At 61.3% G+C, this 26,753-nt stretch carries 23 protein-coding genes; 10 read left to right on the top strand and 13 right to left on the bottom strand.

The genetic code is table 11. From position 1 onward, the window contains the following. Positions 1-33 precede the first annotated feature (33 nt). From B5P46_RS18065 to B5P46_RS18055, 3 genes are all read left to right on the top strand, one after another. Positions 34-831: a glycoside hydrolase family 25 protein gene (locus B5P46_RS18065; RefSeq protein WP_129419869.1), complete on the top strand. Its 798-nt coding sequence runs from the start codon at positions 34-36 to the stop codon at positions 829-831. A gap of 81 nt (positions 832-912) precedes the next feature. Continuing rightward, the gene (locus tag B5P46_RS18060) at positions 913-2,130 is read left to right on the top strand and encodes a lytic murein transglycosylase (RefSeq protein ID WP_129419867.1); all 1,218 of its coding nucleotides are present in this window, start codon (positions 913-915) and stop codon (positions 2,128-2,130) included. Between the two features lie 130 nt (positions 2,131-2,260). Next, a complete protein-coding gene (locus B5P46_RS18055) occupies positions 2,261-3,166 on the top strand; it encodes a DMT family transporter (RefSeq protein WP_129419865.1) in 906 nt (301 codons plus the stop codon). A gap of 480 nt (positions 3,167-3,646) precedes the next feature. Here the strand turns inward: B5P46_RS18055 and metF are convergent, their stop codons facing one another. From metF to B5P46_RS18035, 4 genes are all read right to left on the bottom strand, one after another. Then, positions 3,647-4,549, bottom strand: a complete 903-nt coding sequence (gene metF / locus B5P46_RS18050; protein ID WP_129419863.1) for a methylenetetrahydrofolate reductase [NAD(P)H] — start codon at positions 4,547-4,549, stop codon at positions 3,647-3,649. Position 4,550: 1 nt separating this feature from the next. Beyond that, positions 4,551-5,576 (bottom strand): ArsR/SmtB family transcription factor, encoded by a 1,026-nt coding sequence (locus B5P46_RS18045; RefSeq protein WP_020050858.1) that lies wholly within the window; start codon positions 5,574-5,576, stop codon positions 4,551-4,553. Positions 5,577-5,739: 163 nt separating this feature from the next. Beyond that, on the bottom strand, positions 5,740-7,389 hold the full coding sequence (gene ettA, locus B5P46_RS18040; RefSeq protein WP_129419862.1) for an energy-dependent translational throttle protein EttA: 1,650 nt from the start codon (positions 7,387-7,389) through the stop codon (positions 5,740-5,742). A 98-nt stretch (positions 7,390-7,487) separates the two neighbouring features. Next, positions 7,488-8,228: a ribonuclease T2 family protein gene (locus tag B5P46_RS18035; protein ID WP_129419860.1), complete on the bottom strand. Its 741-nt coding sequence runs from the start codon at positions 8,226-8,228 to the stop codon at positions 7,488-7,490. 158 nt (positions 8,229-8,386) lie between these two features. On the opposite strand from B5P46_RS18035, the gene B5P46_RS18030 reads away from it, so the two are divergent. From B5P46_RS18030 to B5P46_RS18015, 4 genes are read left to right on the top strand one after another with little or no spacing between them, the layout of a single operon-like run. After that, the gene (locus tag B5P46_RS18030; RefSeq protein WP_129419858.1) at positions 8,387-9,316 is read left to right on the top strand and encodes an alpha/beta fold hydrolase; all 930 of its coding nucleotides are present in this window, start codon (positions 8,387-8,389) and stop codon (positions 9,314-9,316) included. Between the two features lie 49 nt (positions 9,317-9,365). Next, the gene (locus B5P46_RS18025) at positions 9,366-10,322 is read left to right on the top strand and encodes a DMT family transporter (RefSeq protein WP_129419856.1); all 957 of its coding nucleotides are present in this window, start codon (positions 9,366-9,368) and stop codon (positions 10,320-10,322) included. A gap of 38 nt (positions 10,323-10,360) precedes the next feature. Next, positions 10,361-11,563: a CaiB/BaiF CoA transferase family protein gene (locus B5P46_RS18020; protein WP_129419854.1), complete on the top strand. Its 1,203-nt coding sequence runs from the start codon at positions 10,361-10,363 to the stop codon at positions 11,561-11,563. A 13-nt stretch (positions 11,564-11,576) separates the two neighbouring features. Next, positions 11,577-13,235: a thiamine pyrophosphate-binding protein gene (locus B5P46_RS18015; protein WP_129419852.1), complete on the top strand. Its 1,659-nt coding sequence runs from the start codon at positions 11,577-11,579 to the stop codon at positions 13,233-13,235. Positions 13,236-13,274: 39 nt separating this feature from the next. Here the strand turns inward: B5P46_RS18015 and B5P46_RS18010 are convergent, their stop codons facing one another. The 3 genes from B5P46_RS18010 to B5P46_RS18000 form a co-directional block, all read right to left on the bottom strand. Beyond that, positions 13,275-13,619, bottom strand: a complete 345-nt coding sequence (locus B5P46_RS18010) for a RidA family protein (RefSeq protein WP_129420518.1) — start codon at positions 13,617-13,619, stop codon at positions 13,275-13,277. 72 nt (positions 13,620-13,691) lie between these two features. Continuing rightward, positions 13,692-14,030, bottom strand: a complete 339-nt coding sequence (locus B5P46_RS18005) for a TIGR01244 family sulfur transferase (RefSeq protein ID WP_129419850.1) — start codon at positions 14,028-14,030, stop codon at positions 13,692-13,694. Between the two features lie 71 nt (positions 14,031-14,101). Further along, positions 14,102-14,941, bottom strand: a complete 840-nt coding sequence (locus B5P46_RS18000; protein ID WP_129419849.1) for an aldose 1-epimerase family protein — start codon at positions 14,939-14,941, stop codon at positions 14,102-14,104. 339 nt (positions 14,942-15,280) lie between these two features. Here B5P46_RS18000 and B5P46_RS17995 point away from each other — a divergent pair, with 339 nt between their 5' ends. Next, positions 15,281-16,681 (top strand): L,D-transpeptidase, encoded by a 1,401-nt coding sequence (locus B5P46_RS17995; protein ID WP_129419847.1) that lies wholly within the window; start codon positions 15,281-15,283, stop codon positions 16,679-16,681. 70 nt (positions 16,682-16,751) lie between these two features. On the opposite strand, the gene B5P46_RS17990 is transcribed toward B5P46_RS17995, so the two are convergent. The 6 genes from B5P46_RS17990 to B5P46_RS17965 all read right to left on the bottom strand — a co-directional run bounded on the left by B5P46_RS17990 (position 16,752) and on the right by B5P46_RS17965 (position 24,392). Beyond that, entirely contained in the window at positions 16,752-17,465 is a 714-nt protein-coding gene (locus B5P46_RS17990; protein ID WP_129419845.1) for a ParA family protein, read from the bottom strand. Between the two features lie 227 nt (positions 17,466-17,692). Further along, entirely contained in the window at positions 17,693-18,844 is a 1,152-nt protein-coding gene (locus tag B5P46_RS17985; protein ID WP_129419843.1) for an iron-containing alcohol dehydrogenase, read from the bottom strand. Next, positions 18,841-20,226: an aldehyde dehydrogenase family protein gene (locus tag B5P46_RS17980; protein WP_129419841.1), complete on the bottom strand. Its 1,386-nt coding sequence runs from the start codon at positions 20,224-20,226 to the stop codon at positions 18,841-18,843. Before B5P46_RS17980 ends, B5P46_RS17985 begins: the two co-directional genes overlap by 4 nt. A 204-nt stretch (positions 20,227-20,430) precedes the next feature. Further along, positions 20,431-21,798, bottom strand: a complete 1,368-nt coding sequence (locus tag B5P46_RS17975; RefSeq protein ID WP_105006798.1) for a glutamine synthetase family protein — start codon at positions 21,796-21,798, stop codon at positions 20,431-20,433. A gap of 147 nt (positions 21,799-21,945) precedes the next feature. Next, positions 21,946-23,502, bottom strand: coding sequence for an amino acid permease (locus B5P46_RS17970; protein ID WP_129419839.1), 1,557 nt, complete (start codon positions 23,500-23,502; stop codon positions 21,946-21,948). A gap of 119 nt (positions 23,503-23,621) precedes the next feature. Continuing rightward, on the bottom strand, positions 23,622-24,392 hold the full coding sequence (locus B5P46_RS17965) for an N-formylglutamate amidohydrolase (protein WP_129420517.1): 771 nt from the start codon (positions 24,390-24,392) through the stop codon (positions 23,622-23,624). A gap of 179 nt (positions 24,393-24,571) precedes the next feature. Between B5P46_RS17965 and B5P46_RS17960 the strand changes: the two genes are divergently transcribed. Together B5P46_RS17960 and B5P46_RS17955 are read left to right on the top strand one after the other, a co-directional pair. Beyond that, on the top strand, positions 24,572-25,444 hold the full coding sequence (locus tag B5P46_RS17960; RefSeq protein ID WP_129419837.1) for a MurR/RpiR family transcriptional regulator: 873 nt from the start codon (positions 24,572-24,574) through the stop codon (positions 25,442-25,444). A gap of 191 nt (positions 25,445-25,635) precedes the next feature. Continuing rightward, positions 25,636-26,739: an ABC transporter substrate-binding protein gene (locus tag B5P46_RS17955; RefSeq protein WP_129419836.1), complete on the top strand. Its 1,104-nt coding sequence runs from the start codon at positions 25,636-25,638 to the stop codon at positions 26,737-26,739. Positions 26,740-26,753: the final 14 nt, after the last annotated feature.

The following is a 26,753-nucleotide window of genomic DNA, read 5'->3' as shown; positions in this document are numbered from 1 at the left end:
CAAAGAGATCATTCGAGCTACGACGGGACGCCCATGCGCCGGCTTTTGTTTTGCGTTTTGCCCTTGGCCGTCCTTTTGGCCGGCTGCAGTTCCTCCGGTTATGACTACCTCGAAACGGCGTCGATCAAGCCGAAGACGCGCTTCAAGGATACCGATCCCCAGGATTTCGGAGCCAAGCATCCGCAGCTCAACCAGGTGCACGGCATCGACATTTCCAAATGGCAGGGCGATATCGACTGGGGCACGGTGAAGAATTCCGGCGTCGCATTCGCCTTCATCAAGGCCACCGAAGGCAAGGACAGGGTCGATCCGCGCTTCGACGAATACTGGCGAGAGGCCCGCGCCGCCGGCATCCCGCACGCTCCCTATCATTTCTACTATTTCTGCTCCTCCGCCGATCAGCAGGCCGACTGGTTCATCCGCAACGTGCCGAAGGAGGCGATGCGCCTGCCGCCGGTGCTCGACGTCGAATGGAACGCCGAATCGAAGACCTGCCGCTACCGACCCGACGCTGAAACGGTGCGCGCCGAAATGCAGCGTTTCATGGACCGGCTGGAGGCCTATTACGGCAAGCGCCCGATCATCTATACCTCGGTCGATTTCCACCGCGAAAATCTCGCCGGCTACTTCCAGGATTATCATTTCTGGGTCCGGTCGGTGGCAAAACACCCCGAGGTGACCTATTCCGACCGCCGCTGGGCCTTCTGGCAATATACCTCGACCGGGGTTATTCCCGGCATCAGTGGGCCGACCGATATCAATGTCTTTGCCGGCAGCGCAAAGAACTGGAACAATTGGGTCGCGGCCGTTTCCAAGGATAGAAATTCTTAGTAACGTCTTGCGATGTTTCTTGCTTCCGTCACATTCGTCTGTGAAAGCGACGGCAATCTTTTTGATATAAGGACCACATCCATGCACCGCTCGCTCGCAAGCCGCTCTGCACTCGCCCTTCTGTTTGCCCTCGCCCTCGCAGGCGGCGCGGCCGCCCAGCAGGCGCCGGGCGCAGCCCCGGCAGCGCCCTGCGGCGGCGATCTGTCCGCTTTCCTCGAAGGCGTGAAGAAAGATGCAGTCGCAGCCGGCGCCAGTGCGGCAGCCGCCGACGAGGCCTTCGCCGGCGCCGATATCGACCCCAAAGTCCTGAGCCGGGATCGCGCCCAAGGCGTCTTCAAGCAGACTTTCCTCGAATTCTCCCAGCGCACCGTCAGCCAGGCCCGCCTCGACATCGGCCGCCAGAAGATGAAGCAATATGCCGACGTCTTTGCCCGCGCCGAGCAGGAATTCGGCGTGCCCCCGGGCGTCATCACCGCCTTCTGGGCGATGGAAACCGATTTCGGCGCCGTCCAGGGCGATTTCAACACCCGCAACGCTCTTGTGACGCTGTCGCATGATTGCCGCCGCCCGGAACTCTTCCGTCCGCAGCTGATCGCCCTTATCGAGATGGTCCAGCACGGCGACCTCGACCCCGCCACCAATACCGGCGCCTGGGCTGGCGAGATCGGCCAGGTGCAGATGCTGCCGCGTGACATCATCGCCTATGGCATGGACGGCGACGGTGACGGCCATGTCCGCCTGAAACAGAGCAGCCCGGACGCCATCCTGACGGCGGCGAAATTCATCCAGCACCTCGGCTTCGAGCGCGGCCAGCCCTGGCTGCAGGAAGTGACCGTGCCCGATAACCTGCCCTTCGAGAAATCCGGTCTTGGCGGCACGATGAAGGCCGCCGAATGGTTCGCGCTCGGCGTCAAGCCGCGCGACGGCAACACCGCCTTCGGTAACCTCGAAGGCGACCTCGTGCTGCCGCAGGGCCGCATGGGACCGGCCTTCATCGCCTATCCCAATTTCAAGATCTATCTCGAATGGAACAAGTCGTTCATCTACACGACCTCGGCCGCCTATTTCGGGACACGCCTTTCGGGCGCCGAACCCTATCTCAAGGGCGTGCCGGAACAGGGGCTTGCCAGCGACCAGATGAAGGCGCTGCAGACCAAGCTGCAGTCGCTCGGCCATGATGTCGGCGAGATCGATGGCATCCTCGGCTCCGGCACGCGTGTCGCGATCCAGAAGGAACAGCAGCGCCTCGGCATGCCGGCCGACGGATGGGCGACGCCTGCCCTTCTCAACGCCCTCTGATCCCCGCTAGAGCCTTACCGCCGCCCGCTTCGCAAGAAACGGGTGGCGCCGTTCGCCGCCTGCGCTAAAGCATCAGGCCGAAAACCGGGGACGGCTTTCGGCAAACACGGCTTGCGAGGGAGGCATCGGCATGGACAACAGAATGAATGCCTGGACCTGGGGTCTGCTGGTCCTGCTCGGCCTGATCTGGGGCGGCTCCTTCTTCTTTGCCCGCATCGCCGTCCAGCACGTGCCGCCGCTGACCCTCGTCTTCCTCAGACTGCTGCTCGCAGCGCTGGCGCTGCATATCTATATCGCCGGCCGTTTCGACTTTTATGCGATCCTTAAGGCGCGCTGGCGCGAATTCCTGATCCTCGGGCTCATCAACAATGCCCTGCCCCATGCCTTGATCTTTTTCGGCCAGACCCGGATCGGGGCCGGTCTTGCGGCGATCCTGAATGCGACGACACCGATCTGGACCGTACTGATCGCCAACTATTTCACCTCAGACGAGAAGCTGTCGCCGGCTAAGATCGCCGGCTGCCTCGTTGGCCTCGCCGGAACCATGGTGCTGATCGGCCCCGGCATGTCGGCCGGTGGCGAAGCGCCGCTCTGGGCGCTGCTTCTTCCCGTCCTTGCCGCGATCTCCTATGGTTTCGCCGCCACTTACGGAAAACGGTTCAAGAATGTTCCCGCCCCTGTCACCGCAGCCGGACAGTTGACCGCCTCTTCGCTGATTGCGCTGCCGCTGTCGCTGCTGGCCGATCGTCCCTGGGCGCTTGCCGCACCGCCGCTCGATGCCCTCCTCGCCATCCTGGCACTGGCGCTGCTGTCGACGGCCTTCGGCTACATCCTCTATTTCCGGATCATGGCGGCGGCCGGCGCCACCAACGCCTCGCTCGTCACTCTGCTGGTGCCGCCGAGCGCCATCCTTCTCGGCGTGCTCTTCCTCGGCGAAAGGCTCGCATTGGGTGAATTCGCCGGCATGGCGCTGATCGGTTTCGGCCTCGTCATTCTCGACGGCCGCGCCTATCGCCTGCTGGCCAAGGCCGCCTGAAACCGGTTGCGAATTCCACATGTTTTCAACCGGTTGCGATCCCGCCATGTTTTGGGCGCATAGGTAAATGCGCAATCGCCCGATTTAACGGCATGTTAAAATCTGTGAACAAAAATTTGTTGCAAATTAACAAATAATTTCAAACACTTACCGAAACACAATTCGACTTATCCACTGAACCGTTCTGCAGCGCAGCATAAGATCTGCTTCCCAACCGACATATTTCAGACATATTATTGGCCGGTTAACGCGAGGAGACAGACATGGGACTCACGCAATCCTTGAATGTTCTGTTGGTCAGTGCAGCGTTTGCTTTCGTCTTGTCCATGCTCTTCATCTGAGCTGGCCGACGAAAGTGTAATGACTGATAGTGCCTAAACTCCTGAATAGCTGATCAATCCGCCAACGAAAAAGCGCATGTCCCGCCCGACATGCGCTTTTCACTTTTACAGCGCCGCGCGTCTTTCAGACGCGCAAAGATCAGGCGGCTGCGCCAGCACTTTTTGTTTGCCGGCGGGAGAGGCCGAGATTGTCGAGCACGGCGGAAACCAGCGGCGCGCGGTTCATCGTATAGAGATGGAAGTCGTGGATGCCGCGCCGGACGAGATCTTCGATCTGTTCGGCAGCGACTTCGGCGGCGACTTTCGCCCTCTCCTCGGGCTTGTCATCGAAGCCTGCGAAGCGCTCGTCGAGAAAGGCGGGGATAACAGTGCCGCAGGCCCCGGCGAAGCGCTTCAGCTGCGTCAGGTTCTGAATCGGCATGATGCCGGGCACAACAGGGATCGAGATGCCGGCGCCGCGCACCCGTTCCAGGTAGCGCTCGAAATTGTCGTTGTCGAAGAAGAACTGCGTCAGTGCCCGGTCGGCGCCATTGTCGGCCTTGCGCTTCAGCATGTCGATATCGGCCGCCGTATCGCGGCTTTCCGGGTGTTTTTCCGGATAGGCGGAAACCGAAATCTCGAAATCGTCGATTTCCTTCAGGCCGGCCACCAGCTCCGCCGCATTGGCATATCCGCCGGGATGCGGCTGGTAGGGCGCGCCGGCACCACCGGGCGCATCGCCACGCAGCGCCACGAAATGCGTCACGCCGGCTTTGCGGAACGTGTCGACCACCTGATGCGTCTCTTCCTTCGTCGCGCCGACGCAGGTGAGATGCGAGGCGGTGGCAAGCGGAGTCTGCGACAGGAACCGCGTGACCGCGGTCAGCGTCGGCGCTCTGGTGGTGCCGCCGGCGCCATAGGTTACCGACACGAAATCCGGGTCCCAGTCCTGCAGTTCGCTGACGGTATGCCAGAGCTGCCCTTCCATCTCCTCCGATTTCGGCGGGAAAAATTCGAAAGAGACCCCGATGTTGCGGCCGCGCGCATCGTTTTTCAAAGCCATGTCATACCCTCCCGGCAAATGTAGGTTCGGCGCCTTCGCTCGTCTGCGAAGCCATGAGGCGCCTCGGATCGCGCGCGAGCCAGACGGTGACCGTCAACCCCTGCCCGCTTTGCTGACCCGGATGAAGATCGACGACCTGCTCGACGTCGAGCCCGGCTTTGCGCAACCAGTCGGACATCGCCTGGTGCGAAAAACCGAGACGGACATGCGCATGCTCGTCGCGGAGATATTCGAGCGTGTGCGGCGCAAGGTCGATGACCACGAGCCGGCCGCCCGGCCGGAGCATGCGCGCCGCTTCCGCGATCGCAATCTCTGGCTGATCGAAGAAATGCAGCACCTGATGGATCGTCACCAGATCGAAATCCTGTCCCTCGAACGGCAGGTTCAGGATATCGGCGTGGCGCACGGTGGCCTTGGTGATGCGGGACTTGTCGAGATTGGCGCGTGCCACGCTCAGCATGTCGCGGCTGGCATCAACGCCGGTCGCCCGGCGGTAGAGCCCGGACAGGAGTTCGAGGATGCGGCCGGTGCCGGTACCGAGATCGAGCAGCGAGTCGATCGGCTGGCTGCCGAGCAGCCGGATGACGGCAGCGTCGACCTCCTCATCGGCCGCATGCAGGCGGCGAAGCTCGTCCCATTCGGCCGCGTTGCGGCTGAAATAGGCCTGTGCCCGCTCGGCGCGCTGGCGCTTGACCTGCGAAAGCCGCTCGCCGTCACGAAGGATGGTCGGATCGTTCTCCGAAACATGCTTCAGCAACGCCCGCACCAGCATGGCTGCCTTACCGTCCTGCTTGAGGCGGAAATAGGCCCAGGCACCTTCCTGGTAGCGTTCGATCAGTTCGGCCTCGCCGAGCAGCTTCAGGTGGCGGGAGATGCGGGGCTGGGATTGGCCGAGAATTTCGGTAAGATCGGTCACCGTGAGATCGCCGCCGTCAAGAAGCGCCAGAAGACGCAGGCGCGTGGGCTCGCCGGCCGCCTTCAAGACGTCCACCAGCGCATCCAGTCCAAGCTTCAAGGGTTCGCTCATCTTCGATCCAATCAAGATATAAAGATATCTTTATGTGATTTGAAAAGCGGTGGCAAGCGACAATTTGCACTCTCCGCGAAATTGGCTGCTCAGATTGCGACAAGGCCTGATATGAAAAAGCCCCGGCCGAACCGGGGCTTTCGCAAACGAAAAATGAGTGAAATCAGCGTGTCAGGCGCTTATGAGCCTGGCTGCCCGGGTTGAGCGCGTCGGGGCCGAGACGGCGCACCTTGTCCTGTTCATAATCCTCGAAGTTGCCTTCGAACCATTCAACATGGCCGTCGCCTTCGAAAGCGAGGATATGCGTCGCCAGTCGGTCGAGGAACATGCGATCGTGGCTGATGATGATGGCGCAGCCGGCGAAGTTCTCCAGCGCGTTTTCCAAGGCACCCAGAGTTTCCGTATCGAGGTCGTTGGTCGGTTCGTCGAGCAGCAGAACGTTGCCGCCGGCCTTCAGCATCTTGGCAAGGTGAACACGGTTGCGCTGACCACCAGAGAGATTGCCGACCTTCTGCTGCTGATCGCCACCCTTGAAGTTGAAGGCGCCGCAATAGGCACGGGAGTTCATGTCGAACTTGCCGAGCTTGATGATTTCGGCGCCGCCGGAGATTTCCTCCCAGACCGTCTTGTCAGCCACAAGGGTGTCACGGCTCTGGTCGACATAACCGAGATGCACGGTCTCGCCGATGCGGATCGAACCGCCATCCGGCGTTTCCTGGCCGGTGATCATCCTGAATAGCGTCGTCTTACCGGCGCCGTTCGGGCCGATGATGCCGACGATGCCGCCTGGCGGCAGCTTGATCGACAGGTCGTTGATCAGCGTGCGGCCCTCGAAGCCCTTGGTGATGCCGTCCATCTCGATGACCACCTGGCCAAGGCGCTCGCTGACCGGGATGATGATCTGCGCGTCGCCGGGACGCTGCTTCTCGGCGGCATCCACCAACTGCTCATAGGACTTGATACGCGCCTTGGACTTGGCCTGACGAGCCTTCGGGCTGGAAGCGATCCATTCCTGTTCGCGGCTGATCGCCTTCTGGCGCGATGCGTCTTCGCGGCTTTCCTGCAGCATGCGCTTGGCTTTCGCCTGCAGGTAGGCCGAGTAGTTGCCTTCGTAGGGGATGCCACGGCCGCGGTCGAGTTCGAGGATCCATCCGGTGACGTTGTCCAGGAAGTAGCGATCGTGGGTAATCATCATCACGGCGCCCGGATAGTCGCGCAGATGTTTTTCGAGCCAGGCGATGGTTTCGGCGTCCAGGTGGTTGGTTGGTTCGTCGAGCAGCAGCAGATCCGGCTGCGAAAGCAGCAGGCGGCAGAGCGCGACACGGCGGCGCTCACCACCGGAAAGGCTGGTGACTTCGGCGTCGCGCGGCGGGCAGCGCAGGGCTTCCATCGCCATCTCGACCTGGCTTTCCAGATCCCAGAGGTTCTGGCTGTCGATGACGTCCTGAAGCTTGGCCCCCTCTTCCGCCGTCTCGTCGGAATAGTTCATCATCAATTCGTTGTAGCGATCGAGGACGGCCGTCTTCGAGGCAACACCTTCCATGACATTCTCGAACACCGTCTTGTTGGGATCGAGATGCGGCTCCTGCTCGAGGTAGCCGACCGTCGCACCTTCGGCAAGCCAGGCTTCGCCGGTATACTCCTTGTCCTGACCTGCGATGATGCGCAGCACGGTGGATTTACCCGCGCCGTTCGGACCAAGGATACCGATCTTGGCATCCGGGTAGAACGAAAGGTGAATATTCTCCAGGATCTTCTTGTTGCCATAGGCCTTGTTGAGGCCGGACATATGATAGATGAACTGACGTGCCATGCTGCGCTGCTCCGGGCGGGAAACTTCGATTGTGCCGCTATGTAGGCGAAACAGCGCCTGCGGGCAACGCCGAAACCCGGTTTACTCAGGATTTCCGGTCAAAAGCCCGCAGCATCGACGACGCCCTCGTCACAACCGAACGACGTTTTTCCAGCACCCTGGATCAGATCGGCGAGGCCCGTACTTTTCGCCGATGCCGCCCCGGCGGCTTCCGAAAGCCCGATCGTCAGTTCGCTGATCATCCTGACATTGCCGGCCCGCCGGCAGCTCATCTTGACGCGGTCGCCGGCACCCGGCCCGAAGCTCTTGTCGAAAGCCGCCTTGATCGCGTCGGCCTTAACCGGCTTGCCGATATTGGCAGCGAAAAGATCGCGCACCGCCGACGCGTTGAGTGCGCTTACGAGATGCATGCCGACGCCGAAATAGTCGTCGGCACTCATCTTCGTGCAGGTGCCATGCTTCACCCATTCATGCCGTTCCAGACCGGATTGCGTGCCGGGCATCGCCTTTGCCAGCGCCGTCTTCGTCTCCGCCGCAAGCGTGACCTCCGGCAGTTTGTTCCAGTCGCCATCCTTGTCGGCGGCCTTCTGCTCGGCGCTTACGCCGCAATAATCCTGCCGCATTGGCCAAAGTCCGTGCAACGAAAAGTTCGTCGCATCGGGGCGCTCGCCGGTCTGGCTCGCACACTCGGCCTTCTTCTGGTTCGTCTGGCAAAAGGCCGGCTGCCAGCTTGCCGCCAGAATGAAGCGGGTGCGCCCGCCGGCCTCCTGCGCCACGCCGGCACCGGCAACAACCATCGACACGGCAAACGTCAAGGTACGCAACTGCATGCTGCTCATTTCAACCCCCAAAAAAGAACAATACAGGAACAAATAAGCATCAAAATCATAAGACCGCAACCCTGAATCGCAACAAGGCCGCAAATTGTTATCAGATAATCAAATGCCCATGTTGCAATTACCCGGCGATCTGGTCTGTTGCCGCCGGGAGGACCTCCATGTTTTCTGAAACGCAAAGGCTGGCCGTGCCGGAGGCGTCGCTCGCCTATCACCATGCCGAGGCTGCCGATCCGGCGCGCGGCATCCTGTTGATATCGCATGGCTTGGCCGAACATTCGAAACGATACCGCATCTTTGCCGAGACGATGGCGGCGCGCGGCTATCACGTCTACGCCCATGATCATCGAGGCCACGGCGAGACGAAGGCACCCGATGCGCCGATCGGCCGCTTCGCCCGGCGCGGTGGGATCGAAAGGGTGATCGGCGACGTCATCGCCATGCGCGGCCATGCGGCCTCCCGCCACCCCGGTCTGCCGGTGATCCTTTTCGGCCATTCGATGGGCGGCCTCATCGCGCTCAACGCTGCCGTCACGGCTCCGGCCGACTTCAATGCCGTCGCCGTCTGGAATTCGAATTTCGCCGTCGGCCTTGCCGGCCGCGCCGCCCAGGCGATCCTGCTTGCCGAGCGTATGCTGAAGGGCTCCGACGTGCCGAGCGGCCTGTTGCCGAAGCTCACCTTCGGCGCTTGGGGCAAATCCATTCCCAGCCGCCGCACAGAGTTCGACTGGCTGTCGCGCAGACCTGATGAAGTCGACAAATATGTCGCCGATCCGCTCTGCGGTTTCGACGCCTCAGTCTCTCTCTGGCTCGATCTCTTCGAGCTGACCTTCCGCGCGCCGCAGAAAATCCACCTCGACCGGCTGCCGCGGGACATGCCGATCCATCTCGTCGGCGGCGGGGAAGACCCGGCGACGGAGCGTGGAAAAGCCGTGCACTGGCTGTCAAACCATTTGAAAGGCCAAGGCTTCTCCCGTATCAGCACGGAGATATATCAGGACATGCGGCACGAGACGCTGAATGAGATCGGCGCGGATGCGGCGATCGCAGCCTTCGCGGACTGGTGCGACAGGGCCGTCGCAAGATCCTGAGCGATCAATATCCTGAGTGACTAATATTCTGAGTGACAGGGATTTCATCATGAACAGCACCTCCGCCCGCCCCGTTTCGTCCGCCTCCGACGTGACGATGGGGCTTGTGCTGATGTTTATCTCGGTGATGTTCTCGCCGCTCATCGATATTTTCGCCAAGCTTGCCATCGTCACAGTCCCGTCCGCGGAGATCACCGCCGGCCGCTTTGCCGTACAGGCGATCTGCATGCTGCCGATTGTAATATGGCGGCGCAGCCTCGCCGATTTTTCCTGGCGTCAGAATCTGTTCCATGCCATCCGCGGCGCGATCATCACTGTCTCGATGATCTCCTTCGTCACCACGCTGAAATACATGGCGGTCGCCGACGCGATTGCGATCTTCTTCGTCGAGCCGATCATGCTGACGATCCTCGGCGGTATCTTCTTGAAGGAGACGATTGGCTGGCGGCGCTATAGCGCCTGCGGCGTCGGTTTCTTCGGGGCGATGCTGATCATCCAGCCGAGTTTTGAAGAGGTCGGCTACATCGCGCTTCTGCCTGTCGTCAGTGCGTTCTGTATCGCGATCTTCGTCCTGATGACCCGCGTCCTCTCGCACAGGGAGGACCCTTGGGCGATGCAGTTCCAGATGAGCATCTGGGGCCTGCTCTTCTGCGCCGTCCTGCTTTTTCTGGGCCAGGGAACCGGCTCCGATCTCTTCGATCCGATCATGCCGGAAGGCCGCGCCTGGTTCTATCTCGCCGGCGTCGGCGCCATGGCCGCAATCGCGGGCATCCTTGGCGTCTACGCCTATCGCGCGGCACCAGCCTCGACGCTGGCGCCGCTGCAATATTTCGAGATCGTCTCGGCGACGATCTTCGCCTGGCTGGTCTTTGGCGACTTCCCGGATGCGGTCAAATGGCTCGGCATCGTGATTATCATGGCGTCGGGCTTCTACATTGTCTGGCGCGAGCGCCGCTTTGCATCGAAACCGGTATCCGGTACATCAGAGGCGACGCTGGCGCCCTAGATCTAAGCCCAGATCTAAGAACGAGAGCCCGGAGGAACATGACGGAGACCGTGACAAAAAAACCGCCGCTCGCCGGCATCCGGGTGATCGAGCTTGCCCGCGTGCTCGCCGGCCCCTGGGCGGGACAGATGCTCGCCGATCTCGGTGCCGACGTCATCAAGGTCGAAAATCCCGACGGCGGCGACGACACGCGCCAATGGGGGCCACCCTTTGTCGAGGGCGCCGACGGCGAAAATCTCTCGGCCGCCTATTACCATGCCGCCAATCGCGGCAAGCGCTCCGTCACTGCCGATCTGAAGAGCGCCGAAGGCCAGGATCTCGTCCGCCGCCTCGTCTCCACCGCCGAAGTGGTCATCGAGAATTTCAAGCTCGGAGGCCTCGTCAAATACGGGCTCGACTATGACAGCCTGCGCAAGGTGAACCCGAAACTCGTCTATTGCTCGATCACCGGCTTCGGCCAGAACGGCCCTTATGCCAGCCTCGCCGGCTACGATTACATCGTCCAGGGCATGTCCGGCTTCATGTCGATCACCGGGGAGCCGGGTGGCCAGCCGATGAAGGCAGGCGTCGCCATCGCCGATATCTTCACCGGCATCTATGCCGTCTCGGCGATCGAAGCCGCTCTGATCCATGCCCTGAAGTCAGGCGAAGGCCAGTTGGTCGACATGGCCCTGCTCGACGTGCAATCGGCCGTGCTCGCCAATCAGAACATGAATTACCTGGTCTCCGGCGCCGCACCGACCCGCCTCGGCAATGCCCATCCCAATATCTCGCCCTATGAGGTCGTGCCGACGGCGGACGGGTACCTCATTCTTGCAGTTGGAAACGACGGCCAGTTCCGTCGCCTCTGCACCATCCTCTGCCTGGAGGCCATCGCCGGCGACGAGCGTTTCGCCACCAACAAGGCCCGCGTCGCCAATCGCGGCGAAGTGCGCCGTCTCATCTCCACCGAGACGCTGAAATGGCCGAAGGCGGATCTGCTGAAGGCCTGTGAAGAGAACGCGGTTCCATCAGGCGCAATCAACACGATCGAGGAAATGTTCGCCCATCCGCAGGTGCAGGCCCGCGGCCTGCGCATCGACCTTGCGGATGCAGCCGGAACGGTGATCCCCGGAGTCAGGACGCCGGTGGTACTGTCGGAGACGCCGCTGCGTTATATCAGGCCGAGCCCGCGTCTCGGCGAACACCAGGCAGAAATTCTGGCGGAACTCGCCGAGCGCGAGAGGAAGGCATCGTCATGAAGAAGGCATTGTCATGAAGAAGACGGGCGGGGAACTGATCGTCGAGGCGCTGAAGGCGAACGGTGTCAAGCGTCTCTCCTGTGTTCCCGGCGAGAGCTTCCTCGCCGTGCTCGACGCGTTGCGCGACAGCGATATCGACGTCCTCGTCTGCCGCCAGGAGGGCGGAGCGGCGATGATGGCGGATTGCTGGGGCAGGCTGACCGGTGAACCCGGCATTTGCATGGTGACCCGTGGCCCCGGCGCCACCAACGCCTCCGCCGGCCTGCATATCGCCAAGCAGGACTCGATCCCGATGATCCTCTTCATCGGCCAGGTACAGCGGGAAGCGAGAGAACGCGAGGCCTTCCAGGAGGTCGAGTTCCGCCGCGCCTTCACCGAATTCGCCAAATGGGTGGGCGAGATCGACGATGCCGCCCGCATTCCCGAGTTCGTCACCCGCGCCTTTGCGATCGCAACCTCCGGCCGCCCCGGCCCCGTGGTGCTGACCCTGCCGGAAGACATGCTCCGCGACGAAGTCGAGGCGCCCCGAGCCAAGCGCTATGTCGGCGTCGAAGCCCACCCCGGTCGCAGCCAGATCGACGATCTCTATCTGCGCCTGCTCAAAGCCGAGCGGCCGATGGTGATCCTCGGCGGCACGCGCTGGGATGCCGATGCCGTCGCCGATTTTGCAATTTTCGCCGAACGTTTCAAATTGCCGGTCGGCTGCTCGTTCCGCCGGCAGATGCTGTTCGATCATCTGCATCCCTGTTATGCCGGCGATGTCGGCATCGGCATCAATCCGGCGCTGGCAAAGGAGATCAAGGAGAGCGACCTGCTGATCCTGCTCGGCGCCCGCATGTCGGAAATGCCCTCCTCATCCTATACGCTGATCGATATCCCATACCCCCAGCAATCGTTGGTCCACGTCTATCCCGATGCGTCCGAACTCGGCCGTATCTACCGTCCGGATCTTGCGATCTGCGCCGCTGCTGCCGATTTCGTTGAAGCGCTCGCCGATCTGGAAGCGCCGGCCGAGCCGCACTGGGCGGAGCGCGCGGAACGCATGCACCAGGCCTATCTCGCCTGGTCGAAGCCGCCCTTGAGCGGACCGGGCGCCGTCCATATGGGGCCGATCATGGAATGGCTGGAGGCCAATACCGGGCCTGAGACGATCTTCACCAATGGTGCGGGCAACTACGCCACCTGGGTGCACCGCTTTCATCGTTTCCGCCGCTTCAACACCCAAGCCGCCCCCACCTCAGGCTCAATGGGTTACGGCCTGCCGGCGGCGGTGGCTGCCAAGCGGCTCTTTCCCGAGCGCGAGGTCATCTGCTTTGCCGGTGACGGCTGCTTCCTGATGCACGGCCAGGAATTCGCCACCGCCATCCGCTACAGCCTGCCGATCATCGCAATCGTCGTCAACAACGGCATCTACGGCACGATCCGCATGCATCAGGAGCGCGAGTATCCTGGCCGTGTCAGCAGCACCGATCTGACCAATCCCGACTTCGCAGCCCTTGCCCGCGCCTATGGCGGCCACGGCGAGACGGTGGAGACGACGGCGGATTTCGCCCCGGCCTTCGAGCGGGCGCGCGCCAGTGGCAAACCCTCAATCATCGAAATCAAGCTCGATCCCGAAGCGATCACACCGACGCGCACGCTCTCGGAAATCGCGCAAACAAAAAGCCGGTGAGAAAACTCACCGGCCTTGAAGGATAGGGACGCTGCGACTTCAGTCGAGTGCGGCCGTGATGATGAACTCGACCTTGTATTTCGGCGCAGCGAGCTTGGCTTCGCTGGTGGCGCGGGCCGGCGGATTGGCCGGATCGATCCAGCCTTCCCAGACGGCGTTCATCGCGGCGAAATCGGCGATGTCGGCGAGGTAGATGATCGTCTGCAGGATCTTCGACTTGCTGCTGCCTGATGCAGCCAGCAGGCGGTCGACTTCGGCAAGCGAGGACTTGCATTGATCGGTGACGCTTTCGCCCTCGCCGACCTGGCCTGCGAGATAGACTGTATTGCCGTGAATGACGGCGCCGCTCATGCGCGAGCCGACGTCGATACGCTTGATGCTCATCATAGTCTCCTGAGTGAATGGAAGGTGGCGGCGCTGAGGTTCAACGCCGGAAATGGCGCCCGGAGCGGGCGCTCAATTGCGGATATGGTGGGTCTTCTGGTAAATCGCCGTCGAGCGTGCGCCGGAACGGCAATAGCCGAGCATCGGCCGCGGGAATTCATCGAGCGCATCGACCATGCCCTGCACGGCTTCCTCGGTCACGCCCATCGGTCCGACAGGCACATGGGCGATCTCGAGACCGAGCTCCTTGGCGCGCGCCTCGATGAGGGAGAACGACGTCTGGTCGGGACTTTCGTGGTCGGGGCGGTGGCAGACGATCGATTTGAACCCCAGCGCCTTGATCTCGTCGAGCTCCTCGAGCGTGATCTGGCCCGAAACCGAATATTCATCGTCGATCTGGCGAATATCCATCGTCTTGTCTCCTCAAAAATCGTGGGCTGAAGGTCTACGACGGAGGTCTGCCAGCGTCAACAACACTTCGCTCACAGGAAGGCAAAGGTCAGCGCATAGCTGCGGCTCTCGCCGGACGCCAGCATGTTGAACTCACCGGCTGCCTCAAGCTCGTCGCGCGAAATCCAGCGATGCGAAACCGGCTCGATGCCGATGATGTGGGCCGGCGCCTTCTGGTTCCTCCAGACCTGCAGATGGGGCAGCGTGTCGGCGCGGAAACGCACCCGCAGTGTCCTGCCGCCAATCGCGGCGATCGGTCCGAGGCGGATCTCCGCGAACCCCTCCTCCGTTGCTGGCGCCGCGACGCAGAAGATGCCGCCCGGCTCCTCGCCGAACGTCCAGGGCAAACCGCCATTTTCCAGCATCCGGCCTTCGAGCCGCGTGCCGTCGTCCAGCCATTTGCCGCCGGTGTTCATGTGGTACATCAGGAAGGTCGGCACCGTCCGATCGCTTGTATTGACGACCCGGTCCTCGAGCCGCACCTCGCCGGTCGCACCATCGATCCGCCACAGCCGCTCGATGCGCTGCGGCAGTCCCTCGACGGTGGTGATATCGATATCGGCCCGGCATTCGGCATTGCCGTTCTCGAACTTCGTCCACAGCACCTTTGCCGCATGACCGGAGGCCGATCCGTGCAGCGGATAGACCTTGCCGTCGTCCCGGCCGGCGATCGGCTGGCGGTGGCGGATATGGTCCGGCCCGCAGGTGAACAGGAAGCCCTCGAGCGAGTGATCGATTCGCGGGTCGCCGTCATCGGGAATGGCGCGTTTCGGAGCGATGTCGACGCCTTCGACGATGCATCCGCCGATATCCAGCACCGATGTTTCGTCCAGCATCAGGCGCGGCCCGCTTGCGGCGGCAAATTCGATCATCACGGTCTCCTCGGGGAATGGTCGGCCCCTTAGAGCGCCGTGCGTCCTTTCGGACACACAAAGGACGCTCTAACACTTTGAATCAACGCATCATGCTTCCGAAAAGCATGATGCGCTAGCGTTAGGTTTCGCGCCGCCATTCGTCAATCGGGGCTGTTCCCATCTTGTGATTTTGCAGCAACGCGGATTTTGCGGAACTGACACAAGGACGCAAACGTTTATGAGTAAAAGGAAATCTTAGTGATTTTCATATTTTGTTCAGCACGCTTTCATAAATTCCACACTAGCGTCAAAATTCGCAGGTGTGTGTCTGCCCAGTCACTGTTCGAGGTATGAGACGTGAATCGCTTTTTGAAGTCGGCATTTTGCTTCGCGGCCGTTCTGACTGCCCTTGCGGCTACACCGCCGGAGGCAGGCGCGCAGCAGTTCCGCGACCGCCGCCAGAGCGATATCGTGCTAGTGACGCCGAGCGGCGAAATCCTCGACTATGTCCCAGCCGGCTATATCTATGCCCGCGACCGTAGCGGCAATCGCGTGTTGATCGACGACTATGGCAACGTCGTCGCCACCGAGATGCGCGCCCGCGGCTACTATCCGCCGCGGCCCGGCCCGCGCGAAGTCTATAACGACCAGTACGGCAACGACCCCTATTATTCCGACAACAATCCCGATGGCGATACGCGTTATTCCGAGCGCGGCGCCGTCACCGGCGGCATTCCGCGCGATGCCGCAATCGAGCGCCAGCCGCTCGGCGACCAGCCCTATGCCGAGGATAACAGCATCGGCAATCCGCAGCCCGGCGACGACTATGCCTCGATCGACCCCGACCAGCAGATTCCGCCCGCCGACCAACCGAAGGCCGCGCCCGATGAGCCGGTCATTACGCTGAAGAACAAGTCGAAGCCCGAGATCGTCGCACTGCAGGTCTTCCTCGATCGCGCCGGCATCTCTCCGGGCGTCATCGACGGCCATATGGGCTCGAACGTCACCAAGGGGATCTATGCCTATGACCAGATGACCGGGTCGAAGCTCGATCCCAACGACACCGATGCCATTCTGGAAGAGCTGCGTATGAGCGGCGGCCTGCCAGTCGTCAGTTACACGATCACGCCGGCCGATGCCGCCGGCCCCTTCGTCGCCGAGATCCCGGAAGATTATTCGCACAAGGCGCTGTTGCCGTCGCTCGCCTATACCTCGACCACCGAGATGCTGGCCGAGCGCTTCCACATGGATGAGGCTTTTCTCAAGGAGATGAACCCCGGCGCCGATTTCACAGTTGCAGGTACCGTCATCAAGGTCGTCAATCCGGGCGAGCCGAAGAGCGGCGAAGTTGCCCGCATCATCGCCGACAAGGGCCGCAAGCAGGTCTTCGCCTATGACGGCGCCGGCAATCTCCTCGCCGCCTATCCGGCATCGATCGGCTCCTCCGACACCCCCTCTCCGTCGGGCTTGGTAAATGTCGAGCGCGTCGCCCTCAATCCCGGTTACACCTACAATCCGAAGATCAATTTCCAGCAGGGCGCCAATGACAAGATCCTCAACATTCCGCCCGGCCCGAACGGTCCCGTCGGCACCGTCTGGATGGCGCTTTCCAAGCCGACCTACGGCATCCATGGCACGCCCGAGCCCTCGAAGATCGGCCGCACCCAGAGCCACGGCTGCATCCGTCTGACCAACTGGGATGCGACAGAGCTTGCCAAGATGGTCAAGCCGGGAGTGACGGTCGAATTCGTCGACTGAAATCATTCTCACGATAGCAACGATAAGGCCGCCGGATCGCTCCGGCGGCCTTATCGTTTCAGGTGGGGATTCAGGCGGCGGAGCGGACCATCGGGCTCGTCACGCGGGCGGATGCCGTCAGCCTCACCGGCAGCTTGCGCATCATTTCTTCGGCAAAACAGGTAGCGTTTTCCCGGGCCTTGTCGAGGTTGCTGACGCGTGTGGGATCGATCGTGTGCAGCGTCCCGCCACAGTCGAAGATGTCGCGGAAGGCGGAGCGTTCGATGATAGCCGTATCGAGCACCGGCACATGCCGCTCGCTGAGCAGCGACTTGACGACTTGCAGCGCCCGCGTCGTCACCATCGAGTTGACGCGGGTGAGCACCACCGAATGGCCGATCTTGATGCCGGCCTTCTCATCCAGATACTGCAGCAGTTCGAGCACCTGCGCGCCACCGCGCGCATCCATCGCACAGCCCTGAATCGGGATCAGCACATGGTCGGAAAGGCCGACGGCGGTGGCAAGCAGCGGATTGCGCGCACCCGGCAGGTCGACGATGAAATAGTCGGTATTGTGCTTGTTCTCGCTGATATGCAGCGGCAGCGACGCAGTTGTCACGAAATCGATCACCGAAAGATTGGCCACATGACCTGATATTTCGTGCCAGCGCGAAATCCAGTGCTGCGGGTCGGCGTCGAGAATGGTGACGCGATAACCTTTACGGGCAAGCTCGGTCGCGAGCAGCAGAACAGCGGTCGTTTTGCCGGCGCCGCCCTTGGTATTTGCGAATGTGATGACAGACATGTTCGGTCCTCGGAAGCAATGGTGCGAGCCGGAATCGCTCTCTTACGCACCGTCGGAGCATCGTGCGGTTAATTCATTCTTTCTAATCATGGTTAACAAATTCGAAATACGCGCGGTGAAATTGCAGCCGGTATTTTTCACATCCCTAAAAATAGGGATGCCGCCGGAAAAAAAGGCCTGGGAAACCGAGGTTTCCCAAGCCAGTCTGTTGGTCCGCTCTTATGTTGTCAGAAGCAATCCTTGAAAAGGGCCTTGGTATTTTCGAGCGTCATTGCAACCGGGTTGCCGCCGGCGCTCGGATCTTCGATCGCCATGGCCGACAATTCGTCGATGCGGTCAGCGGCGATTCCCATAGCCGACAGCGTTTCCGGTACGCCAAGTTCGGAGCGGAGCTTCAGCACATAATCGTAGAACCCGTCGAAACCGCCCGAAATGCCGAGATAGGCGGCGGCACGGCCGATCTTCTCTTCGATCGCCTTGCGGTTGAAGCGCAGCACCGCCGGCATCACTACCGCATTGGTCATGCCGTGATGGGTGTTGTAGACGGCGCCGATCGGGTGCGACAGCGCGTGAATGGCGCCGAGCCCCTTCTGGAAGGCGACCGCGCCCATGGCGGCGGCGGCCATCATGTTGGCGCGAGCTTCCAGATCCGTGCCTTCTCTATAGGCGCGCGGCAGGAATTCCTTGACGAGCCGCATGCCTTCGAGCGCGATGCCGGCCGACATCGGGTGATAGAAGGGCGAGGAATAGGCCTCCAGGCAATGGGCGAAAGCATCCATGCCGGTGCCGGCCGTGATGATTTTCGGCATGCCGACCGTCAGTTCCGGATCGGAAATGACGACACCAGGCAGGAACTTCGGATGGAAGATGATCTTCTTTACATGCGTTTCGGAATTGGTGATGACGCTGGCGCGCCCGACTTCCGAACCGGTGCCTGCCGTTGTCGGCACCGCGACGATCGGGGCGATGCCGTCCAGGCTCGCACGCGTCCACCAGTCACCGATATCTTCGAAGTCCCAGACCGGCCGCGTCTGGCCGGCCATGAAGGCAACGCACTTGCCGAGATCAAGGCCGGAGCCGCCACCGAAGGCGACGACACCGTCATGGCCGCCGTCCTTGAAGGCCCTTACGCCGGCTTCGAGGTTCTTCTCGTTCGGGTTCGGATCGACATCGGCAAAGATCGCCCGGCCGAGACCGGCATCTTCGAGGATATCAAGCGCGGTTTTGGTGATCGCCATCGAGGCAAGGCCACGGTCGGTGACGAGCAGCGGCTTCTTGATGCCGAGGCTCTTGCAGGCGTCAGCCAGTTCCGCGATGCGGCCCCGGCCGAGCTTGACCGATGTCGGATAGCTCCAGTTTGCGATGATGTTGCTGCTCATGCTGTGACTTTCTTCAGATGGAAGGATTTCGGACGCGTCAGATTGTGGAAGCCGATGATCGACAGCGAACCGCCGCGGCCCGTCTCCTTGACGCCGGTCCAGCAGAGCGCCGGATCGAGATAATCTGCGCGGTTCATGAAAACGGTGCCGGTTTCGATCTCGCGGCCGAGCCGCCCTGCCCGCTCGACATCTTTGGTCCAGAGCGAGGCCGTCAGTCCGTACTGGCTGTCGTTCATCAAAGCGAGTGCCTCCTCATCGCTCTTCACCTTCATGATGCCGACCGCCGGACCGAAAGTCTCTTCGCGCATGAAGGCCATTGAGTGATCGACATCGACGAGGATCTGCGGTGCAAGATAGGCGCCGCCGTCATCCTGGGGGAAAAGCTTGGGATCGACAAGCGCTTTGGCGCCCTTGGAAACCGCATCGGCGATCTGCTCGCGCACCACCTTGGCGAAGCGCTTATGCGCCATCGGCCCGAGCGACGTATCGGGATCGAGCGGATTGCCGAGCTTGTAGTTCGACACCCAGGCAACCGATTTCTCGACAAAGGCGTCATAGAGCGATTCATGCACATAGACGCGCTCGATGCCGCAGCAGCACTGGCCGGAATTATAGGTCGCGCCATCCATCAGCGTGTCGACGGCTGCCTCGAGATCGGCGTCCTCCATGACGTAACCCGGATCCTTGCCGCCGAGTTCGAGGCCGAGGCCGGTGAAGGTGCCGGCAGCCGCCCGCTCCATCGACCGCCCGCCTTCGACCGATCCGGTGAAGTTGACGAAATTGAAGCTGCCGGCGGCGATCAGCGCCGACGTCGTTTCATGGTCGAGAAAGACGTTCTGGAACACATCCTCGGGAACGCCGGCCTCGATGAAGGCCTGCACCAGCCGCTCACCGACCAGCAGCGTCTGCGAGGCATGTTTCAGCACCACGGTATTGCCGGCCATCAGCGCCGGCGCGATCGTGTTGATCGCCGTCATATAGGGATAGTTCCACGGCGCGACGACGAAGACGACGCCATGCGCCTCGCGCTCGATCCGGCGCTCGAAACGCTCGCTCTCCTCGACGACGAGAGGCGCCAGCGCATCCGCCGCGATCGAAGCGACATAGTTGGAGCGCTCGTTGAAGCCCTTGTATTCGCCGCCATATTTTATCGGCCGGCCCATCTGCCAGGCAAGCTCCGGCACGACGACGTCGGACATCTCGTTCAGCCGCGCAGCCCCCTTCAGCACCAGCTGCACACGCTCTTCGAGCGGCCGTTTCGCCCAGGTTTTCTGCGCCTTGCGGGCACGCGCCACCACATCTTTGGCGGCATCGAGAGAAAGGGCTGCGCGCTCGGCATAGACCGACCCGTCAACCGGTGAAATGCATTGGATCATTGCCATGATCTGTTCCTGTCCTCGTATTCTTCAAAAAATTTCGCGAGGGCCACAGCCCCTCCTCCGCCTGCCGGCACCTTCTCCCCGCTCGCGGGGCGAAGGGGGTATGCCGCACCGTTTTCCGAACTCTCAAGCGATCCGTGTGGCAAGTCCCCTCTCCCCGTTTTTACGGGGAGAGGGTTAGGTTGAGGGGCAAGCCCGCAATGCCTATTAAGCTCTTTCGAAACCGCGCGCCACTTCCCAGTCGGTGATACGGCGGTCGTATTCTTCCTGCTCCCATTCGGCAGCGCGGGTGTAGTGGTCGATCACGTCGTCGCCGAAGGCTTTGCGCAGCATTGCCGATTCCGTCATTTCAGTCGTGGCCGCGCGCAGCGTGCGCGGGATTTCGCGAACGCCCTTGCCGCCGTAGGCGTCGCCGACGAAGGGGGCTTCGAGTTCGAGCTTGTTTTCGATCCCGTCAATGCCGGCGGCAAGCAGCGCGGCGAAGGCGAGATAGGGGTTGAGATCGGAGCCGCCGACGCGGCACTCGATACGGATTCCCTTGGTCTCCTCGCCGCAGAGCCGGTAGCCGGCGGTGCGGTTGTCCTTGCTCCAGATCGCCTTGGTCGGCGCAAACGTGCCGGCCATGAAGCGTTTGTAGGAGTTGATGTAGGGTGCCAGGAAATAGGTGATCTCGCTCGCATGGGCGAGAAGCCCGGCGACGTAATTGTGCATCAGCGGCGACATGCCGTATTTGCCGGTATGGTCGAAGAACAGCGGCTTTTCCTCCAGGCTCCAAAGCGACTGGTGGATATGCGAGGAACTGCCGGCAGCATTGTAATTCCACTTGGCCAGGAAGGTGATGGCCTTGCCCTTCGACCAGGCGATCTCCTTGCAGCCGTTCTTGATGATTGCGTGCCGGTCGGCCATGGCGAGCGCATCGGCGTAGCGCACGTTGATCTCCTCCTGGCCGGCCGAAGCCTCGCCCTTGGAGTTCTCGACCGGAATGCCGGCGCCCTGCAGCCCGGTGCGGATCGCCCGCATCACCTCTTCTTCCTTGGTGGTCTGGAAGATGTGGTAGTCCTCGTTATAGGCGCTGGCGAGCTTGAGATTGCGGTAGCCGGAAGCCTGCGCCGCCTCATAGCTCTGGTCGAACAGGAAGAATTCGAGCTCGGAGGCCATATAGGCCTTCATGCCCATATCCTCGAGCCGCTTCACTTGCTTCTTCAGGATCGCGCGCGGCGAGTGGGCGACCTCCTCATGCGTATGATGGTCAAGCACATCGCAGAGCACCAGCGCGGTACCTTCCAGCCAGGGAATACGACGCAGCGTCGCAAGATCCGGCTTCATCGTGTAGTCGCCATAACCCTTCTCCCAGCTCGTCGCCTTGTAGCCTGAGACGGTCTCCATCTCCATGTCGGTGGCGATCAGGTAGTTGCAGCTGTGCGTTTCCTTCCAGGCGCTCTCGACGAAATATTCCGCCTGAAAACGCTTGCCCATGAGCCGGCCCTGCATATCCACCTGGCAGGCCAGAACCGTATCGATGCGCCCTTCGGCAACATCCTTCCTGAGATCGTCGATTGTGTAGCTGCTGCTCATGATTGATCCGCCTGAATTGCGATTGAGAAAATCGGGGCAACGAAATCGCATGCGCTCGGCCGCACTTTGCGGCCCGATGCCTTTTCGTTGAACCGGTGATGGGGCCGCAGCATGCGGCCCCGCCATTTGAGAGGGAAGCCTCGATGCTTAGTTTTCGCCGCTTTCACCGACGGCTGCTTCCGCGGCCGCGATCTCGGCCTGGCGCTTTGCCACTTCGGCACCGATCGGCGGCCCCTTGAAGCGGCGGCTTTCGAAGCCGAACCAGACGATTGCCGTCAGCACCAGGAAACCGACGGTGATGTAGAGCGCCCATTCGTTCGGCGGCTGAATGCCGAGGATAAAGATCAGGATCATCGCGATGACGGTCAGCACGGCAAAGAGCTTGAAGACGCCTTCGCCGAGGTTCCACGGCCCCATCTTGTCCCACTTCGACGTGCCCCAGGCGAACAGGCCGAGCGTGATCGGGATCGCGAAGGAGAAGAACAGGAAGATGACCGTGCACGAGACGACGATCGTGTAGACCGGCGTGGCACCGATCGAAACGAGCGAGGAACCCCAGACGAACAGAACCGACAGGATCGAGCCGGTCCAGATCGCAGCCACCGGCGTGCGGTACTGCGGGCTGACCTTCGACAGGGCCTTCGATGCCGGCAGACCGCCGTCACGCGAGAAGGCGAAGATCATGCGCGAGACCGAGGTGACGGTCGCAAGGCCGCACAGCCACTGGCTGACCAGGATCGCTAGATAGAGAATATCCTTGACGATCGGGTTCACCTGGCTGTCCATCGCCCAGAAGAATACGTTCCAGCCCTGCTTTGCCGCATCGTCCATGTTCGGCAGCATCAGAACGAAGGCGCACAGCATGATGTAGCCGAAAAGCGCCGACCAGAGCACCGACGCGACCATGCCACGCGGGACCGATTCGGCAGCCTTGACTGTCTCTTCCGATGTGTGCGCCGAGGCATCATAGCCGGTGATGGTGTAGATCGGCAGCAGCAGGCCGAGAAGGAAGACCCAGGCACCTGAGGTGGAGGGCCAGACATTGCCGCCGACTTCGCCGGAATAGTTGGCGAAGGTGAAGAGGCGGCCAATCTCGTAGGAGGGAGCTGCGATGAGGCAGACGGCCGCCAGCGCGATCGACGTCGCGAAGATGAGATAGCCCGAGAAATCGGTCAGCTTCGCCGTCAGTCCGATGCCCATGTGGTTCACGAGCGCCTGCGCGCCAGTGATAATCACGAGGAAGACGATGCGCACCACGGTCGTATCCGTCAGCCCGAGATAGGTGGTGCCGAACGAACCCATGAAGAAATAGTAGGTGCCGACATTAATGGCGCCAAGCACGGTCACCAGACCGAGCAAGTTGAACCAGGCGGTCAGCCAGCCGGTGAAGCGGTTGCCGAGGATCGAGCCCCAGTGATAGAGGCCGCCGGCCGTCGGATAGGCGGAGCTAATCTGCGCCATCGCGATGGCGAAGACCAGCGAGATGAAGCAGCCGAGCGGCCAGCCGATGCCGATGGCGGCGCCGCCGGCACCGGAGGTCGCCTGCGCCAGCGAATTGATGCCGCCGGAGAGGATGCAGATGATGGAGAATGATACGGCGAAGTTCGAGAACGAGCTCATGCGCCGTTCGAGTTCCTGGGCATAACCCATGGAATGCAGGATGTGCACATCCTGTTTCTTGTCCAGTTCGGTATAGTCCGACATGACTTCCCCCTGTTCACGAGCGGCCGCGGGATTGCGGCCGGTTCTGTGCCAATTGCCCGCGGCGTTTTCGCCATACGGACGTTCGCAGTTAGACTGCTCCCTCGGGTCTTCTTTTTGTGTCAGGCTTCCAGGTTTTGCTGGAGAAGTCCTGCCAGATAATCGGCCATGACCCCTTGGCCGATATCGTCTGCGATGAGGTCATTGCGGACCTCGATCATCACATTGCGCAAGCCGTTCGAAAGCCCGTGCAGGATCAGCGTGTGGGTCACGCCGTCCTCGGGCCCGTAAGGCGCGTTTCGTTCCGTCCTGTAAAGCGGCGCCTCGGCCGCAGCCTCCAGCATACGGTCGGCAAGCCGGCTGTCCTCATCGTGCAATATGCCGAGTTCGACGGCGCGTTCGCGGCCGTGATAGACCGGCGTGAAGCTGTGCATCGTCACGATGATGCTGTCCTGCCCCCTCGCCCGACGATCGCGGATCAGCCCGCGAATGGCGTCATGGAAAGGCACGTAAAGCGCGTCGGTGCGCGCAAGCCGTTCTTCGGGGCTCAAATCCTTGTTGCCGGGAATGGCGTGGATCTCGCTGGTCTCCGGCATGGCGCCGGGTGAACTGGGCGGCCGGTTGCAGTCGTAGATAAGTCGGGAGAACCGCTGGTAAACGAGCGTCGCGTCGAGCGCTGCCGATATGCCGCGGGCGACCGCGAGAGCGCCCGGGTCCCAGGCAATGTGACTGGAGAGCGCTTCGCCGGGCAGGCCGAGATCACCGAAAACGGCTGGAAGCGTATTCGAAGCGTGCTCGCAGATAAGAAGCACCGGGCTCCGGCCGTGGATGCGTTCGATCCCGACGCAGTCGCCGTCCGCTTCGCTGAGGATTTTCGGCCGGGCCAGCACCAAAGGCGCCACTCCTTATCCCTTAACAATTCCTTGATGAAGAAAAGAATTCTTCAGGTTTCGACCGGTGTCAAGCGTGGACTGAAAATTTCTTTTCATGACAGTAGTTGACATGGATTGTGACAGCGTTGTTAACTTTGGGTGGGAAAGTGGCGCCAGACCATCCCGGGGAGCATAATTCAGTGACAGTTGCGTCGAAGACGGTTTCGGACGTCATACACTCGCATTTGGGGGTGTTGACGCGTGCCGAGAAGCAGTTGGCCGAAAGCCTGCTCGACAACTATCCGGTCTCCGGCCTCGGCAGCATCACCACGATCGCCGAAAACGCCGGCGTCTCGACACCGACCGTCGTGCGCATGGTGCAGAAGCTCGGCTTCAAGGGTTATCCGGACTTTCAGGCGCATCTGCATCAGGAAGTCGAGGCGACGATCTCGAACCCGATCGCCAAGCACGATCGCTGGGCGCAGAACGCACCAGGCACCCATATTCTCAACCGTTTCGCCGATGCGATCATGGGCAATCTGCGCCAGACGCTGACCGATCTCGACACCCCGACGTTCGACAGCGTCGCCGCGTTGCTCTCCGACCGCAAGCGCGGCCTTTATTTCGTCGGCGGCCGCATCACCGGCGCGCTTGCCGAGTATTTCTTCACCCATATGCAGGTGATCCGGCCGGCAACGACGCTGCTATCGTCGAATTCCAGCAGCTGGCCGCAATATGTCCTCAACATGAATGCCGGCGACATCCTGATCATCTTCGACATCCGCCGCTACGAGCAGGAGATGGTGAGCCTCGCCACCGCCGCCCGCAAACGCGGCGCCGAAATCATCGTCTTCACCGACCAGTGGGGTTCGCCGGCCGCCAAACTCGCCAGGCATGCCTTCCGCGTCCGGATCGAGGCGCCGTCGGCCTGGGATTCCTCCGTCGTCACCCTTTTCATCGTCGAAGCGCTGATCGAGGCCGTTCAGAATTCGACCTGGGACGAGACGAAAGAGCGCATGAAGACACTGGAAGGCCTGTTCGAGCAGACCAGGCTTTTCCGTAAACCGGGTTAGGAGGACAAGACTAAAACAGAAGAAAAACAAGGGCGGATTTTTCGCGGAAACAGACGGCGTTGTCGCAAATAAAACATTTGTCGCAACCCCCGCTATTCACAGCAGAATTAACGTCATCGAACCGTCACACAAGCTTCATGTAATCTCATTAACAGCATCGCCAGACACTGAAAACCCGAAGGAGAACAACAGTGATCTCTAACATTTCTCGACTTCTGTCGCTTTCTACTGCGATGATCGTGGCCTCGACCGCGATTGCCGCCGCCGAGCCGAGCGCTGAACTTATCGCCGCCGCCAAAAAAGAAGGAAGCCTGACGACGATCGCTCTTCCGCACAGCTGGTGCGGCTATGGCGACGTCATTGCCGGCTTCAAGGCCAAATACGGCATCGAGGTCAACGAATTGAACCCGGATGCAAGTTCGGGCGACGAAATCGAAGCGATCAAGGCCAACAAGGGCAACACCGGCCCGCAGGCTCCTGACGTCATCGACGTCGGCCTCTCTTTCGGCCCGTCTGCCAAGAAAGATGGCCTGATCCAGCCTTATAAGGTCTCCACCTGGGATTCCATACCTGACAGCGCCAAGGATGCTGAAGGCTACTGGTACGGCGACTATTACGGCGTTCTCGCGCTCCTGGTGAACAAGGATCTCGTCAAGGAATCGCCGACTGACTGGGCCGACCTGAAGAAGAGCGACTATGCAAACAGCGTCGCCCTCGCAGGCGATCCGCGCAGCGCCAACCAGGCTGTCCAGGGCGTTTATGCCGCTGGTCTTTCCGCATCCGGCGGCGACGCGGCCAAGGCAGGCGAAGAGGGCTTGAAGTTCTTCGCCGAACTGAACAAGAGCGGCAATTTCGTGCCGGTCGTCGGCAAGGCTGCTCCCTTCGCGCAGGGCTCCACGCCGATCGTCATCGCCTGGGACTACAACGCCCTCTCGTGGGGCGAAGGCCTGAAGGGCAATCCTCCGTTCGAGGTCGTCGTTCCGAAGACCGGCGTCGTTGCCGGCGTCTACGTTCAGGCGATTTCCGCCTTCGCTCCGCACCCGAACGCTGCCAAGCTCTGGATGGAATACCTCTATTCCGACGAAGGTCAGCTCGGCTGGCTGAAGGGCTATTGCCACCCGATCCGCTTCAACGATCTTGCCAAGAACAACAAGATCCCGAAGGAACTGCTCGACAAGCTGCCGCCGGCAGCAGCCTATGAAAAGGCTGTCTTCCCGACGCTGGAAGAGCAGGCCGCTGGCAAGGAAACCATCACCAAGAACTGGGATTCCGTCGTCGGCGCCAACGTTCAGTAAAATTTGATCCTGCC

This window comes from Rhizobium leguminosarum, from assembly GCF_004123835.1.
Lineage (GTDB): Bacteria > Pseudomonadota > Alphaproteobacteria > Rhizobiales > Rhizobiaceae > Rhizobium > Rhizobium leguminosarum_M.
This window is presented reverse-complemented; position numbering and strand designations above follow the sequence as displayed.